Origin of the sequence: Pseudomonas sp. P135, from assembly GCF_020312125.1 — a bacterium.
Taxonomy (GTDB): Bacteria; Pseudomonadota; Gammaproteobacteria; order Pseudomonadales; family Pseudomonadaceae; genus Aquipseudomonas; species Aquipseudomonas fragariae.
This window is the reverse complement of record NZ_JAGPYR010000001.1, coordinates 354,447-369,625: the sequence shown is the minus strand read 5'-3', so window position 1 is coordinate 369,625 and position 15,179 is coordinate 354,447. Positions and strand designations below refer to the sequence as shown.

15 protein-coding genes and 1 pseudogene are annotated in these 15,179 nt (G+C 59.6%); 7 read left to right on the top strand and 9 right to left on the bottom strand.

The window, feature by feature from the left end; genetic code table 11:
- Window positions 1–29 precede the first annotated feature (29 nt).
- From KBY08_RS01555 to KBY08_RS01535, 5 genes are all read right to left on the bottom strand, one after another.
- Complete coding sequence (locus tag KBY08_RS01555) at window positions 30–926, bottom strand: copper resistance protein B (protein WP_177410913.1); 897 nt, start codon at window positions 924–926, stop codon at window positions 30–32.
- Window positions 927–934: 8 nt separating this feature from the next.
- The gene (locus tag KBY08_RS01550) at window positions 935–2,713 is read right to left on the bottom strand and encodes a copper resistance system multicopper oxidase (RefSeq protein WP_032624625.1); all 1,779 of its coding nucleotides are present in this window, start codon (window positions 2,711–2,713) and stop codon (window positions 935–937) included.
- Between the two features lie 86 nt (window positions 2,714–2,799).
- A complete protein-coding gene (locus KBY08_RS01545) occupies window positions 2,800–3,174 on the bottom strand; it encodes a YajD family HNH nuclease (RefSeq protein ID WP_003317410.1) in 375 nt (124 codons plus the stop codon).
- A gap of 66 nt (window positions 3,175–3,240) precedes the next feature.
- Complete coding sequence (locus KBY08_RS01540; protein WP_003407239.1) at window positions 3,241–3,717, bottom strand: cyclic nucleotide-binding domain-containing protein; 477 nt, start codon at window positions 3,715–3,717, stop codon at window positions 3,241–3,243.
- A gap of 76 nt (window positions 3,718–3,793) precedes the next feature.
- Entirely contained in the window at window positions 3,794–5,854 is a 2,061-nt protein-coding gene (locus KBY08_RS01535; protein ID WP_024659523.1) for a S9 family peptidase, read from the bottom strand.
- Window positions 5,855–5,986: 132 nt separating this feature from the next.
- Between KBY08_RS01535 and KBY08_RS01530 the strand changes: the two genes are divergently transcribed.
- From KBY08_RS01530 to KBY08_RS01520, 3 genes are all read left to right on the top strand, one after another.
- A complete protein-coding gene (locus KBY08_RS01530; protein ID WP_024641149.1) occupies window positions 5,987–6,463 on the top strand; it encodes a hypothetical protein in 477 nt (158 codons plus the stop codon).
- A 76-nt stretch (window positions 6,464–6,539) separates the two neighbouring features.
- On the top strand, window positions 6,540–7,340 hold the full coding sequence (locus KBY08_RS01525) for a class II glutamine amidotransferase (RefSeq protein ID WP_024641148.1): 801 nt from the start codon (window positions 6,540–6,542) through the stop codon (window positions 7,338–7,340).
- Between the two features lie 46 nt (window positions 7,341–7,386).
- Window positions 7,387–7,911: a DUF2937 family protein gene (locus KBY08_RS01520; RefSeq protein ID WP_024651796.1), complete on the top strand. Its 525-nt coding sequence runs from the start codon at window positions 7,387–7,389 to the stop codon at window positions 7,909–7,911.
- 37 nt (window positions 7,912–7,948) lie between these two features.
- On the opposite strand, the gene KBY08_RS01515 is transcribed toward KBY08_RS01520, so the two are convergent.
- From KBY08_RS01515 to KBY08_RS01505, 3 genes are all read right to left on the bottom strand, one after another.
- Window positions 7,949–8,665, bottom strand: coding sequence for a WbqC family protein (locus KBY08_RS01515; RefSeq protein WP_032656456.1), 717 nt, complete (start codon window positions 8,663–8,665; stop codon window positions 7,949–7,951).
- A gap of 201 nt (window positions 8,666–8,866) precedes the next feature.
- Window positions 8,867–10,045 (bottom strand): vWA domain-containing protein, encoded by a 1,179-nt coding sequence (locus KBY08_RS01510; RefSeq protein ID WP_111522023.1) that lies wholly within the window; start codon window positions 10,043–10,045, stop codon window positions 8,867–8,869.
- A gap of 39 nt (window positions 10,046–10,084) precedes the next feature.
- Complete coding sequence (locus tag KBY08_RS01505) at window positions 10,085–10,930, bottom strand: AAA family ATPase (protein ID WP_003407249.1); 846 nt, start codon at window positions 10,928–10,930, stop codon at window positions 10,085–10,087.
- 207 nt (window positions 10,931–11,137) lie between these two features.
- On the opposite strand from KBY08_RS01505, the pseudogene KBY08_RS01500 reads away from it, so the two are divergent.
- Window positions 11,138–11,364, top strand: a pseudogene (locus tag KBY08_RS01500) (DUF4160 domain-containing protein).
- Window positions 11,361–11,879, top strand: a complete 519-nt coding sequence (locus tag KBY08_RS01495) for a DUF2442 domain-containing protein (protein WP_177410912.1) — start codon at window positions 11,361–11,363, stop codon at window positions 11,877–11,879. Before KBY08_RS01500 ends, KBY08_RS01495 begins: the two are co-directional and overlap by 4 nt.
- Here KBY08_RS01495 and KBY08_RS01490 read toward each other — a convergent pair.
- Window positions 11,845–12,912: a DUF748 domain-containing protein gene (locus KBY08_RS01490; RefSeq protein WP_111522022.1), complete on the bottom strand. Its 1,068-nt coding sequence runs from the start codon at window positions 12,910–12,912 to the stop codon at window positions 11,845–11,847. The genes KBY08_RS01495 and KBY08_RS01490 overlap by 35 nt on opposite strands.
- Window positions 12,913–13,038: 126 nt before the next feature.
- Here KBY08_RS01490 and cysK point away from each other — a divergent pair, with 126 nt between their 5' ends.
- A complete protein-coding gene (gene cysK / locus KBY08_RS01485; RefSeq protein ID WP_003407253.1) occupies window positions 13,039–14,013 on the top strand; it encodes a cysteine synthase A in 975 nt (324 codons plus the stop codon).
- A gap of 175 nt (window positions 14,014–14,188) precedes the next feature.
- On the top strand, window positions 14,189–15,127 hold the full coding sequence (locus tag KBY08_RS01480; protein WP_024659528.1) for an aspartyl/asparaginyl beta-hydroxylase domain-containing protein: 939 nt from the start codon (window positions 14,189–14,191) through the stop codon (window positions 15,125–15,127).
- Window positions 15,128–15,179: the final 52 nt, after the last annotated feature.

Genomic DNA, 15,179 nt, shown 5'->3' with positions numbered 1-15,179 from the left:
CAGCCTCGGAGCAATACCATTGACTGTGTTCAGAACCACATGCGCACGCCGACCACCAGTCGCGCGTCCTGGGTGTCTTCGTCGTCCTCGCGCGCGTAATCGGCCGTCTTGCCGTAGGAGCGGTCCCAGCTCACCCCGACATAAGGGGCGAATTGCGGGGTGATCTCGTAGCGCAGTCTGAGGCCGAACTCGCTGGTCGACAGGCCCGAACCATTGCCGCGTTGCGGGTCGTTCTTGCCGTAGAAGTTCAGCTCCGCGGTGGGCTGCAGCACCAGATTGTTGGTCAGTTGGAGGTCGTAGTCGGCCTCCAGGCGAGCGGCGGTCTGTCCGGCTTCACCGATGAACGCGGTGGCCTCGATATCCAGGTCCGAAATGGCTTGGCCTTGCAGGCCGAAGGCGGCCCAGGTTTGCGGCGCGCCCGGTTTGAAATCCTGACGCGCTCCGGCGACCACGTCCCACCAAGGGCTGATCGAGTGGCCCCACAACGCCTGGATTTCCGCTTCTTCGGTCTTGCCGTTGGTTCGCTCACCTTCGGAGCGCAGCAACAGGCGGTCGATATCACCGCCAATCCAGCCGGACAAGTCCCAGGCCAGCGCGCTGCCGTCGTTGGCGTCCTGCCATTCCAGCTTGTCGGCCAGAAAGTAACTGTTGATGGCGCTGTCATGGACCTGATGGCCCGCGTGGCTGGTGTACACCGCAGCCCGGTCCGCGTCAGTGATCGGCGGGATCGGGGTTCGGCTCTGGTTGGGCGCAGCCTGTGTCGAGGGCGTGTCCTCGCTGTCGCCGGCGTCCATATGCATCGCATGGCTGTCGTGGCCCATGCCCTCCATTCCGGCGGCCAAGGTCGAGGCCCACGGCGTGGCGGTCAGCCCGGCGGCCAGCAACAGCATCGGCAGGCGGGGCGAATTCAGCGTTCTGCTCAACATCAAGGTCCTCATTCTTCCACCCGCACTTCGCGGAACATGCCCATTTCCATGTGGTACAGCATGTGACAGTGATAAGCCCAACGGCCCAGCGCATCGGCGGTCACGCGATAGCTGCGGCGTGATCCCGGTGGCATGTCGATGGTGTGTTTGCGCACCATGAACTGTCCATTCTCGTCTTCGAGGTCGCTCCACATGCCATGCAGATGGATGGGGTGGGTCATCATCGTGTCGTTGACCAGCACGACACGCACCCGCTCACCGTATTTGAGCATCAGCGGTTTGGCGTCCGAGAACTTCACACCGTCGAATGACCAGGCGTATTTTTCCATGTGCCCGGTCAGGTGCAGCTCTATCGTGCGACTGGGCTCACGGCCGTCCGGGTCTTCGAAGGTGCTGCGCAGGTCAGCGTAGGTCAGGACTCTGCGGCCATTGTCCCTGAGGCCGATGCCCGGATCGTCGAGCTTGGGCGAGGTGCTCATGGCTTGCATGTCGACCAGCGGGTTGTTGTTTTCGCTCTCGGGGTGCGATTGCGGAGTCGGCGTTTTCTGGGCCGGCGTCTGCGCGTGGTCCATTCCGGGCATCGCGTCGTGGCCCATCTTGCTGTGGTCCATGCCTGACATGTCGTGCGTTGCCGGGGCTGCGGCGTGGTTCATGCTGCCATGCTCCATGCCCGCCATGCCCATATCATCCATGCTCAACAGCGGGCGTGGATCGAGGGGTGGAACGGCAGCCTGCAGGCCGGGCCTGCTGGCCAGGGTGCCACGGGCATAACCGGTGCGGTCCATCGACTGGGCGAACAGCGTATAGGCACCTTCCGCCGGTTCGACAATCACGTCGAAGGTTTCCGCTACTGCGATGCGCAACTCATCGACGGTCACCGGCTTGACGTGCAGGCCGTCGCTGGCCACCACGGTCATCTTCAGGCCCGGAATACGCACGTCGAAGTACGTCATTGCCGAGCCGTTGATCAGCCGCAGTCGGATCCGCTCGCCAGGCTTGAACAGCCCGGTCCAGTTCATGTTCGGCGCCTGACCGTTCATCAGGTAGGTGTAGGTTGCGCCGCTGACATCCGCGAGATCGGTCGGGTCCATCCTCATCTGCGCCCACATCCTGCGATCACGGGTGGTCTCGCTCCAGCCTTTTTCACCCACTTCGTTGATGAAGTCGCCGACGGTGCGCTGGTTATTGTTGTAGTAATCGGACTGTTTCTTGAGGGTTTTCATCAGCTGGACCGGCTCTTCGTCGGTCCAGTCGCTGAGCATGATCACGTGTTCGCGGTCGTATTCGAACGGCTCCGGCTCTTTCGCGTCGATCACCAGCGGCCCGTAGACCCCCGACTGTTCCTGGAAGCCGGAGTGGCTGTGATACCAGTAGGTGCCGTGCTGCCTGACCTTGAAGCGGTAGACATACAGGCCGTCCGGCGCGATGCCGTCAAAGCTCAATCCCGGCACGCCGTCCATGTTGGCCGGCAGGATGATGCCGTGCCAGTGGATGGATGTGGCTTCGTCGAGCCGGTTCTTGACCCTCAGGGTCACGGTGTCGCCTTCGCGCCAGCGCAGCAGCGGGCCGGGAATGCCGCCGTTGATGGTCTGCGCGGTCTTGGCGTTGCCGGTGATGTTGACCTGGGTTTCGCCGATATACAGATCGAACTCGGTGCCGGACAACCCGTTGGGCTGCCCCGGGTTGGCCACCGCCCACGCCGGGCTGCGCCATAGCCCGAGGCCGCCGAGCAGGCCACTGGCGGCCAGCCCTTTCACAAAGGTTCGTCTTGAGGTTCGGGTGGGCATGGCGAGATATCCGGTCGGTCGGGTGGCCGCAGGCCAGGGGAAGTGCGGGTAGGGCAGGGGAGCGTGGCTGGTCGAAAGCGCCGAGGTTACTCGTCCTTTTTCATCAGCCCGGCCAGTGCAGCGAACGGGTTATGGGTCGCCTTGGCGGTTTTCGGACTGCCCAGGGAGCCATCGGCGAAGTACTGCTGATCGGTGTAGCGCGAGTGCTCGTTGTCGTGGCAATACAGGCACAGCAGCTCCCAGTTGGAGCCGTCCTGCGGGTTGTTGTCATGGTTGTGGTCGCGGTGGTGTACGGTCAGTTCGCTGAGGCGTTTGCCTGCGAACTCGCGCGCGCAGCGGCCGCAAACATGCGGGTACATGCGCAGCGCCTTGTCGCGGTAGCCCATCTCGCGATCGCGCTGGGCGTCGGCCAGGATGCGGTCCAGCTTGGCAGTATGGGAAGGAGGATTGGCCGTGCTCATGGTGTCACCTGTGCGTGTGCGCATTGATAGCGGAATGTCGGCAAGTTTAGCGCCAGATGGGCAAACTCACACCTGCTGGGAGAGTAATTGACCATCGACCATGCGCAGGCGCTTGGACAACGAGATGGCCAGGGCGCGAATGATCTTGGCGGCGATTTTCGGTGCGTCCTCGAGCATCTTGTCCAGCGAATCACGGCCCAGGTTCAATAGCTGGCAACTGGTGGCTGCGATACAACTGGCCGAGCGGCGCTCGCCATCGAGCACCGCCATTTCTCCGAAGGCGCGGCCGTGGCGCAGAACGGCGATCTCGACCTGTTGACCGTCTGCGGCAAGCTTCTGCACAGACACGGTGCCCTGATGGATGATGCACATGAAGGTTCCGGCGTCGCCCTCGGCAAAGATGGTCTCGCCTTTATCGATATCGGTAATGCTGAAATAGCCGGCTACGGTAAAGAAATCGCCCGGCAGCAGGGTGTCGAACAGGCCGCAATCGAGCAGCATGTCGCGTATGGCGTTGTTCAGGTTGGACAGTGGTTCTGACATGTTAGGTCTTGTAATCCTGACAAAGGGGCAACTCCGCTGCCCCCGATCCTAGTAAGACAGGTGTTTCACACCAAGTTCATTCAGCGATCTGCAATACCTTGAAGATAAACGCGTACTCCAGCGCCACGTCACGCAAGCCCTGATAGCGACCGCTCATGCCACCGTGCCCGGCGCCCAGTTCGGTCTTGAGCAGCAACGGATTATCGTCGGTCTTGGTGGCGCGCAATTTAGCCACCCATTTGGCGGCTTCCCAATACTGCACACGGCTGTCGTTGTAACCGGCGATGACCAGCATGGCCGGATAGGCCTGAGCCGTGACGTTTTCGTAGGGCGCGTAGGCCTTGATGCGCGCGTAGACCTCCGGCTCCTGCGGGTTGCCCCATTCGTCGTATTCGGTGACGGTCAGCGGCAGGTCCGGGTCGAGCATGGTGTTCAGTACATCGACGAACGGCACTTCGGCAATCGCTGCCTTGAACAGCTCGGGGCGCTGGTTGAGCACCGCACCGATCAGCAGACCACCGGCGCTGCCACCGCTGATCACCAGTTGTCCGGCGCTGGTCAGGCCCTGGGCGACAAGGTGTTCGGCGCAGGCAATGAAATCGCCGAAGGTGTTCTGTTTGTGTTCCTGCTTGCCGTTGCGATACCAGGCCTCGCCCAGCTCGCCGCCGCCGCGTACATGGGCGATGGCGAACGCCACGCCACGGTCGAGCAGGCTCAGGCGCGCGTGGGAAAACCACGGGTCGAGGCTCTCGCCATAGGCGCCGTAGCCGTACAGGTACAGCGGGGTGGCCTGTCCGGCCAGTTCGCGCTTGACCACCAGGCTGATCGGCACCTGGGTGCCATCGCTGGCCGTGGCCCACAAACGCTGGCTGACGTAGGCATCGGCGTCGAAGGTGCCCAGTACCGGGGTTTCCTTGAGCACTACCTGTTCGCCGCTGGCCAGGGTCAGTTGACGGACCTGGGCCGGACGGTTCAGCGACTGGTAGCGCAGGCGGATTTTGTCGCTGTCGAATTCCAGCGTGTCCTGCACATACAGACTGTAGGCGGCGTCAGGTAGCTGCACGCGATAGGCCGGCAGCGCTTGCGGACGTACTTCGATGATCGGCAGGCCGCCCTCGCGCAGGCTCAGGCTGATGCCTTTGGCGTTGAGGCTGACGCCTTCGAGCATGACCTTGTCGTCGTGCGCGACCAGCGTCTGCCAGTCCTCGCGCACCGGTACGCCACTGTCTTGTTGCGCAGCCTGATACAGCGCGAAGTTGATGCCGCTCTGATTGCTGCGGATGAACCAGGTCCAGACGCCATCGAGCAACCCGTGGTCCGGGTAGTATTCGTGGCCTTCGCTGCGCGGCGCGAGGCAGGTGAAAGCCTGCTGCGGATGATCGGCGTCCAGCACCCAGGCTTCGCTGGTGGTTTTGCTGTTGAGCAGAATGATCAGTTGGCGCTCGGAGCTGCCGCGGAAACAATGCAGGAAGAAGCGGCCGTCCGGCTCGTCGAACACCAGCTCGGCTGATGCCGTGCCCAGGGTATGGCGATGCAGCCTGCCCGGGCGATGGGTTTCGTCCAGCTCGCCGAAAAACAGGGTCTGGCTGTCGTTGGCCCAAGTCATGCTGCCGTCGCAGTTTTCGAAGGGCAGGCTGCTGATCTGACCGGTGCTCAGCTCCTTGACGTAAAGCGCGTACACCTCGTCGCCACTGGTGTCCAGGCTGTAGGCCAGGCGCTGGTGGTCGGGACTGATGCTGAACGCACCCAGTGAGAAAAAGCCGCCATCGGCCATCTCGTTAGGGTCGAGCAACAATTCCTCAGCGCTTTCGTCCACTGTGTTGCTGTCGTCGGCCGGGCGCGGGCAGCGGTAGTGCCGGGCGTATTCATCGCCTTGTGTGGTGCGGGTGTAATAAAGGTAAGGGCCCCAGGGGGAGGGCAGCGACAGGTCGGTTTCGAGGATGCGGCCCTTGATTTCTTCGAACAGGCTTTCGCGCAACCCGGTCTGCTCTGCCAGTTGCTGCTCCTGCCAGGCGTTTTCGGCTTTGAGGTAGTCGAGCACTTCGTCGGTGTCGCGGTTCTGCAGCCAGGCATAAGGGTCGGGACCGTCGGCCTTGCGAGCGATCGGGGCGCTGGAGGTTGCATTCGGGAAGGACATGCTGGGCTCTCTGTTAAGGCATCAATCAGGAAAATATCGGTACACGCTGAACCGAATACTGAAGCGAGGCAAGCCGCGTCAGGCAAAAGCCGTTATCATAAGCGCCTCTTTACCTGGCTTACCACGGACGTCATGACCGAAAACGACTATCTGATCGCCTGGAGCGTCTACGCCTTCGCCGCGTTGGGTTGCCTGCTGGTATGGTTTCTGATGACCCGCTGGATGTGGCGGTACCTCAAGGAGCCGTTGCTGGTGGCGGTCGCGGTGCTGCTGTTTACGCCGACCATGGTCGACCCTGCCAAGGACGCGATGGCGCCAGCCGTGGCGATCACTGCGCTCGACCTGATGTTCAAGGTCGGCAGCAATATCTGGACCGCCGTGTCGGACCTGGCCATGTATGGCATGTTCGCCTTCGCCGCGTACCTGCTGTTCGTGCTGATCCGCTGGCCGATCGAACGCAGCCGCAAGGCACGTCAACCGCAGCCGGTTGCTCAACCCGTCGAAACAGACCCCGCTGACGAGCCGTTTGCCGAGGATGACTCGTACGCCCGCAGATCCGCTGCGCCCATTCCTCCGGCCAGAGGCACGCGGGTCGAGCCGCGGTTGTAGATCCCGCTTCGTTGGCAAGCGCCGTTCACTGCGGCGCATGACCCGCTGCAAAACGTCTTGAAGCGAGAACCTGAGCATGTGTGAACTACTGGGCATGAGCGCCAATGTCCCGACCGACATAGTCTTCAGCTTTACCGGGTTGATGCAGCGTGGCGGCCGCACCGGCCCGCATCGCGATGGCTGGGGCATTGCCTTCTACGAGGGCCGTGGCCTGCGTCTGTTTCAGGACCCGGCAGCCAGCAGCGAATCGGAAGTCGCACAGCTGGTGCAGCGTTATCCCATCAAGAGCGAAGTCGTGATTGGCCATATTCGGCAGGCCAACGTCGGCAAGGTCTGCCTGTCCAATACCCATCCTTTCGTCCGTGAGCTCTGGGGCCGTAACTGGTGCTTCGCCCATAACGGTCAGCTGGCGGATTTCACCCCGGGCGTTACTTTTTATCGGCCAGTGGGCGATACAGACAGCGAAGCGGCATTCTGCGACCTGCTCAATCGCGTCCGCGAAGCCTTTCCCGAGCCCGTCGACGTCGAGAAATTGCTGCCTACGCTGATCCAGGCGTGTGCCGAATATCGCAGCAAAGGCGTGTTCAACTGCCTGTTGAGCGACGGTGACTGGCTGTTTTGCTTTTGCAGTACCAAACTGGTTCAGATCACCCGCCGTGCTCCGTTCGGTCCGGCGAGGTTGAAAGATGTCGACGTGATTGTCGATTTTCAGGCTGAAACCACACCGCACGACGTGGTCACGGTCATTGCGACCGAGCCCTTGACCGAGAACGAAAACTGGAACCGCTATGAGCCGGGCCAGTGGAGCCTGTGGCGCAAGGGCGAGTGCGTGGTGCAAGGCTCGGTCGACACCGTCACCGAGACTGCCAGGCCGTAATACACCAGCACATCGGCTTACTGGATAAAAAAGAAGAGGGATATTGATGCTGCGAAGTTATCTGCGATTGGTCCTGTTCACCATGGGCCTGCTGTTCGGGGTCCAGATTCCCGGTTTCATCAGTGACTACAGCAAGCGTGTCGAAGCGCATCTGATCGAGGCGCAGCAAGCCGTAAAGGGCTATACCGCCACTGCGCAGCAGTTCTTCAAGGGCGATATCCAGGCGCTGATCCAGCACTATCGCAGCAGTGAGGACCCGGTTTTTCGCAGCGATGCGGACACCATCGATACCCTGATGAACCGCACGCATATCCTTGAGCGTCAGTGGCTCGGGCTCCAGGGGCCGTGGTATTCCAAAGCCATCTTCGTGGCAACCTCTTCCGATCCGGATATCCGTCGCGAAACCTTCAATGGTTATACGTGGCAAGTTCTGCTGGCCCCCGAAGTCATCGCCTGGGGCATCATCAGTGCGTTGCTGCTGGCGCTGGTCATCGAGAGCTTCGTGCTGTTGCTTGGCTGGGTTTTCAACGGCGGACGGCGCAAGCCGCAGCTGGAACGTGACTGGAATTGACTGTGGGGCGGGGCATAGCGAAACATCGGCGCGCAGCTCATATGACTGCCCGTGTTTCATTATGTAGATAGGCGAGTACCGTTTCAGGTGCGTTCCACATCAGCACGTCGATGATTGAAAGGTTTTCGACGAAATTCAGAGGTCCCGTGGAATAACTGAATGAAGCGGGCTCGAGAAACCTCAGTTCTATGCCTCGTTCCTGCCATTCGCCGGGTATGAAAATTTCGCGTCCACCTGTGGCGTTGATGTACTGGCGCGCCCCCAGCACGGTGCTTATTTCCAGCGCCCATTGGCCTGCATGTTCAATGGGCGGCAGATCCAGGTTCATCGCCGCACAGCTTTCCCAGTTAAAACTCATGCCTAAATACTCGCAGACCACTTTCAGCGCGCGCGTGTTGAGTTCACACAGGTGGGTGGCAGGTGTGCCGAATGTCTGCTCGACCACCTGCAAGGTTTCCCGGAAGTACGGCGCCTGGCTTCGATAGTGTTCAAGCTGATTCTTGATTCGTCGGTGGGCACAGGCAAGGTCGATGATGGTCGCGTCCTTGATCAGTGCGCCCTCGCTGACACAGACCGGAACATTGATGTATTGCCAGTCGCCTTTGCTGCCCAGTACCCGATTGCGGTTCATCCAGCTTTTGCGTTTGTATTTGACGATGTCAAAGACCAGCCCGCGCTGGACCGCCGCAATGAGCTGGAAGTAACCGATGTAGGGGAAAAAGTAAGGCTGCATGATCCCGAGCGTTTCGTTCATAAGTAACCCGCGACGTCGCGACGGCTGCTCAGGCAAAACGATGGAGTAACTGCAAAACGACCTACTCAATCAGCACTTTTGCGTCTGATTGGTTGTGTGGAACTGTCAGCGTAGTTTGGGTGTTCAAAATGATCATGCTGCTGGTCGGGTGGTATCGGTCGGTCGATGACCGGCTTATACAGCATTGGCAGCAGCCTTATTTCATTTCGCCAGGTAGCGCATGCCTTCTTCCAGACCGCTGAGGGTCAGCGGATACATCTGACCTTCAATCAAATCACGCACGATATGCGTCGAGGTGGTGTAGTCCCAGGCATCTTTCGGGTAGGGATTGATCCAGATGATCTTCTTGAATTTGGCCATGAGGCGCTGCATCCATACATAGCCCGCCTCTTCATTCCAGTGTTCGACGCTGCCGCCGGGCTGGGTGATTTCATAGGGCGCCATCGAGGCGTCGCCGATGAAAATCACTTTGTAGTCCTCGCCATACTTGTGCAGCAGGTCCTGGGTAGCGGTCCGCTCCGAGCTTCTGCGCAGGTTGTTCTTCCACACCGATTCATAGATGAAGTTATGGAAGTAGAAATACTCCATATGCTTGAATTCGGTCTTGCATGCGGAGAACAGTTCTTCACAGACCTTGACGTGCGAATCCATCGAGCCGCCGATGTCGAACAGCAGTAATAACTTGATGGTGTTGCGCCGCTCCGGACGCATCTGAATGTTCAGCAGGCCGGCATCGCGTGCGGTGTGATCGATAGTGCTGTCGATGTCCAGTTCATCCGCAGCGCCCTGACGAGCGAACTTGCGCAGGCGACGCAGGGCCACCTTGATATTGCGCGTCCCCAGCTCAACCTGATCATCCAGATTCTTGTACTCGCGCTGGTCCCAGACTTTGACGGCCTTGCCTTTGCGCTCGCCGGCCTCGCCGACGCGGATGCCTTCCGGATTGTCGCCACCCGAACCGAACGGGCTGGTGCCACCGGTGCCGATCCATTTGTTGCCACCGGCATGGCGTTCCTTCTGTTCTTCCAGACGTTTCTTGAACTCCTCGATCAGTTTGTCGAGGCCGCCCAGCGACTGGATCTGCGCGCGTTCCTCGTCCGTCAGCGAGCGCTCGAACTCTTTGCGCAGCCAGTCTTCCGGGATCAGCGCCTGCAAATGCTCGTCGAGGTTTTCCAGGCCGTTGAAATACGCACCGAAGGCGCGGTCGAACTTGTCGAAATGGCGCTCGTCCTTGACCAGAATCGTGCGCGCCAAGAAGTAGAACTCATCGATGTCGGCGAACACGACCCGCTGTTTCAGCGCATTGATCAGGTCCAGCAGTTCACGCAGAGACACCGGCACTTTGGCCGCGCGCATTTCGTTGAACAGGTTGAGCAGCATGGCTGTCGCCCTTTTACATGGCAGGTTGGATAGACACGATCAGCGATTGCCGCGACGGCTCATGAACGCCAGACGTTCCAGCAGATGTACGTCCTGCTCGTTCTTGACCAGCGCGCCGGCCAGTGGCGGAATGGCCTTGGTCGGATCGCGTTCGCGCAGCACGGCTTCACCGATGTTGTCGGCCATCAGCAGCTTCAGCCAGTCGACCAGCTCGGAAGTGGAGGGCTTCTTCTTCAGCCCCGGCACCTTGCGCACGTCAAAGAATACGTCCAGCGCTTCGCTCACCAGGTCTTTCTTGATGTCCGGGTAATGCACATCGACGATGCGTTGCAGCGTGGCCCGATCCGGAAAGGCGATGTAGTGAAAGAAGCAGCGACGCAGAAAGGCGTCCGGCAGCTCTTTCTCGTTGTTGGAGGTAATGATGATGATCGGTCGCTTTTTGGCCTTGATGGTTTCATCGATCTCGTAAACGTAGAACTCCATCTTGTCGAGTTCCTGCAACAGGTCGTTGGGGAACTCGATATCGGCCTTGTCGATTTCGTCGATCAGCAGAATCACACGCTCCTCGGACTCGAAGGCTTCCCAGAGCTTGCCCTTTTTCAGGTAATTGCGTACGTCGTGGACCTTGTCGACGCCCAGTTGCGAGTCGCGCAGACGACTCACCGCATCGTACTCGTACAGGCCCTGATGGGCCTTGGTCGTGGACTTGATATGCCAGGTAATCAGTTTCGCGCCGAAGGACTCGGCCAGTTGCTCGGCGAGCATGGTCTTGCCGGTGCCGGGCTCGCCCTTGACCAGCAATGGACGCTCCAGCGTGATGGCCGCGTTGACCGCCAGCTTGAGATCGTCAGTGGCAACGTAGGCCGGCGTACCTTCGAACTTCATTGATCCATCCTTTTTCGCATGGGCGCGCATATCCGGTCGGCACGCACGCCGTAAGAGGGGCAAGCAATGCCCTGACTATAACGTGGCGGCCCGATGGCTGTGAACGAAGACGCCTCATTCAGTTCTTGAATGGCGCGTCACGCTGTGACCGGGTGTAAATTGTAACGCTGCTTCTGGTATGGCTAATTTGGCGATACCATGCGTGCCATGTCGACCAAATACAGATTCAGGGATAAATACAGGATTCAGCTGAGAGAAAAAGACCACCTGCCGCCGCATGTTCACCTGACTGGGGGCTGGACGTGCTGATTTGCCTTGAGCTTGTAGAGCCCATGCGCGGAACTGCACCGGCTGTTGTGTTGAGGGAAGCTCTTGAATGGATACGCATTCGCCGTAACGAACTGATGGAGGAATGGAAACGATGGCATCCATGAAACGCCCACGGCTCAAGGAGGTTCATGCCCAGTCCGGATATCGACTGGCCTTGACGTTCATCGACGATCAGCAATTCGTGCTCGACATGAGCGCGGATGTGCAGACTTTTCCTGGGTTACGGCCTTTGATCGCTGCCGATGCCTTTGCCCAGGCCCAGGTGGGCGATGATGGCTGGACGGTTGAATGGCCAGAGCCGGATATCCAGATCGGTGCCGATACCTTGTACCTTGACGCTCAGGCTCAAGCGGCCACCGATGAAAACACGCGTATTTTCATCGGGTGGCGGGCCCGCACGGGTTTGCCCCTGGCTCAGGCCGCAAAAGCATTGGGTGTCAGCCCGCGCAGCATCACCCGCTACAGCAACTCCCGCGAGCCTACACCACGCACTCTGGCGCTGGCTTGCCTGGGCTGGGATGCATTGCAGCAACAGGCACAGGCCGCCGAAGGGCGGGGTGTATACGGCACAGACAAAAAACACGCTAGGAACCCTTGCTGCTCTCATAGCGCGCATTGAATGCCTGCACAAAAGCATTGCGCAGGATCTGCAGAAACGCCTGGAAGCCGCTGATGTCCTGCTGATGGACACTGCCGCTGAGGTCGACGCGTGTGGCGAACTGGTTTTCCCGCTGGTTTTTCAATACGGTTTCGCTGGTGCCGACCAGCGCTTCCCAGATCGAACGGAAAACGCCCTTGTCCTTGTTTTCGACATCCTGCTGCCAGTTGAATACGTCCACATTGCGCAACAGCGGCTTTATGTAGCCCTTGAGCTGGCCTTTGTCGGCCTGCGCTTCAATCACCACGTCGCCATCGCCGGCGTTGAAATCGAACTTGCCGTAGGCCGACGAGAAGTCGTTGAGTTTCTTGAGCTGGATGCCGGTGGCGCGCAGTTTGAAGTCGAAGTCTTCAAAGTTGCTGAACGGGTCGAATCTGGCTGTGCTCTCCAGATCGGCGTGGCCCAGCAGGCGCGCCTTGCCCTTGAACTCGGCATCGCGATTGCCTTCCACGTCGACCACGTTAGTCAGGTTATAGATGCTGGCATTGACCTGATCCGCCTCGATTTTTACCTTGGGCGTGGAGTTGAAGTTATTGAACGTGATACGCCCGTCGTCGATGCGCAATTCGTTGAGGGTGATAGGCAGCAACTTGTTCATCTGGGTACGCCAGTCGGTGCCTTGACCGGTCTGCGAGTCCTGCTTGCTGCCGCCGTCCACGAAGTTGATTTGCGGATCGGTGAACAGGGCTTTCGCGACCACCGCATGGTCATACCAGAGTGAATGCCAGCTGACTGCCAGTTCGATCATCGGTGCATCGAAGAAGGGCACCGGGACCTTGCCGTCGGTCTTGACGATCTTCAGCCCCTTGATCCGGTACGCCCCTCGCCACAGTGCCAGGTCCACATCGGTGATCTCGCCTCGGTAGTCACCCATGTCGGCCAGTTTGTCGTTCAGATAGTCACGCACCAGGTATGGCAGGGCGATATTGACAGCGATCAGCAGGACTACCAGAGCGGCCAGGGTCCATAGCGGCCAGCTGTAGCGACGTTTCATGACATGAGTCTCCTGTTTCAATGAAGGATTGACTGCTCGCGTCGTCATCCGTTCGGTCAGACTGGACGCCCCAGAGTTGGCGGCATAGGCTTTGGATCTTTAACCGATGTGCACAAGGACACCCTCATGAGCCGTATCTACGCTGATAACGCCCATTCCATCGGTAATACGCCGTTGGTGCAGATCAACCGTATCGCGCCGCGCGGTGTCACCATTCTGGCCAAGATCGAAGGGCGTAATCCGGGCTATTCCGTCAAGTGCCGTATCGGCGCCAACATGATCTGGGACGCCGAAAGCAGCGGCAGGCTCAAACCGGGCATGACCATCGTCGAGCCGACCTCTGGCAACACCGGCATCGGTCTGGCCTTCGTTGCCGCTGCCCGTGGCTACAAGCTGATGCTCACCATGCCCGCTTCCATGAGCATAGAACGTCGCAAGGTCCTCAAAGCACTGGGCGCAGAGCTGGTGCTGACCGAAGCGGCCAAGGGCATGAAAGGCGCGATTGCCAAGGCCGAAGAACTGCTGGCAGGCAACCCCGGGAAATATTTCATGCCGGCGCAATTCGAAAACCCGGCCAACCCGGCCATCCATGAAAAAACCACTGGCCCGGAAATCTGGGCAGACACCGACGGTGCCATCGATGTCCTGGTGGCAGGCGTAGGGACTGGCGGGACTATCACCGGTATCTCCCGGTATATCAAGCACACCGAAGGCAAACCGATCCTGTCGGTCGCGGTCGAGCCGGACGGTTCGCCGATCATCACCCAGGCGATGGCCGGTGAAAAGATCACCCCCAGCCCACACAAGATTCAGGGCATCGGCGCCGGCTTCATCCCGAAAAACCTCGACCTGTCGATTGTCGACCGGGTAGAGCGTGTCACCGATGAAGAGTCCAAGGCCATGGCGCGGCGTCTGATGCAGGAGGAGGGCATTCTGTGCGGTATTTCCTGCGGCGCGGCAATGGCGGCGGCCGTCCGTCTGGCTGAAAAGCCGGAGATGCAGGGCAAGACGATCGTGGTGGTGCTGCCGGACTCCGGCGAACGTTACCTGTCGAGCATGCTGTTCAGCGATCTGTTTACCGATCAAGAGCTTTCCCAGTAACACATCTTCGCAAGTGCGCACTTCATGCGGGCAACGCAAGGGTTTATGATGGCCAGCTTACGACTCGCCGGACGATCAGCGCTGTCCGCCCGGCGCTCCAGCCATTATTCAGAATCATGCATCAGCACTGCCCGCGTGACGTTTGGCGTTATCTGCCCGCTTCAAGGAGAGCTTCATGACCCTTTCATTTGTTGCCAAGGCATCGATCCTGATGCTGTTTCTGGGCAGCACGCTGTACGTTCATTTGCGCGGTCGGGCCCGATTGCCTCTGTTGCGGCAGTTCGTCAACCATTCGGCATTGTTCGCACCGTACAACGCACTGATGTACCTGTTTTCCCGCGTGCCGTCCGAGCCGTATCTGGACCGCAGCAAATTCCCTGAACTGGACGTCCTCAAGGACAACTGGGAAACCATTCGCGACGAAGCCATGCACCTGTTCGACGAAGGCTATATTCGTGCGGCGGAGAAAAACAACGACGCCGGTTTCGGCTCGTTCTTCAAGAAGGGCTGGAAGCGCTTTTACCTGAAGTGGTACGACAAGACCTTGCCGTCTGCCGAGGCGCTGTGCCCGAAAACAGTCGAACTGGTCAACAGTATTCCCAACGTCAAGGGCGCGATGTTCGCGCTGTTGCCGGGTGGCAGTCACCTCAATCCGCACCGCGATCCGTTTGCCGGCTCGCTGCGTTATCACCTGGGCCTGTCCACGCCCAACTCCGATGACTGCCGGATCTTCGTCGATGGCAAGGAGTACGCCTGGCGTGACGGTCAGGACGTCATGTTCGATGAGACCTACGTTCACTGGGTCAAGAACGAGACCGACCAGACTCGTGTGATTCTGTTCTGTGACATCGAGCGTCCGCTGACCAACCGCTTCATGACCCGTATCAACCGCAGCGTCAGCGCGTTTCTGGGCCGCGCCACCGCTCCGCAGAACCTTGACGACGAGCGCGTCGGCGGAATCAACCAGGCGTATGCATTCAGCAAGCGTTTCAGCGATGGCTTCAGTGGCAAGGTCAAGCAGTTCAAGCGCGCCAACCCCAAGGCTTACCGCGTACTGCGCCCGGTTCTGGCAGTGGCGGTACTGACGCTGCTGGGCTACTGGTTGTTTGGTTAAACGACAGTCTTTCCTGTTATTCCGCTCTGATCCGGTTGTTCGTGGCCTCTGC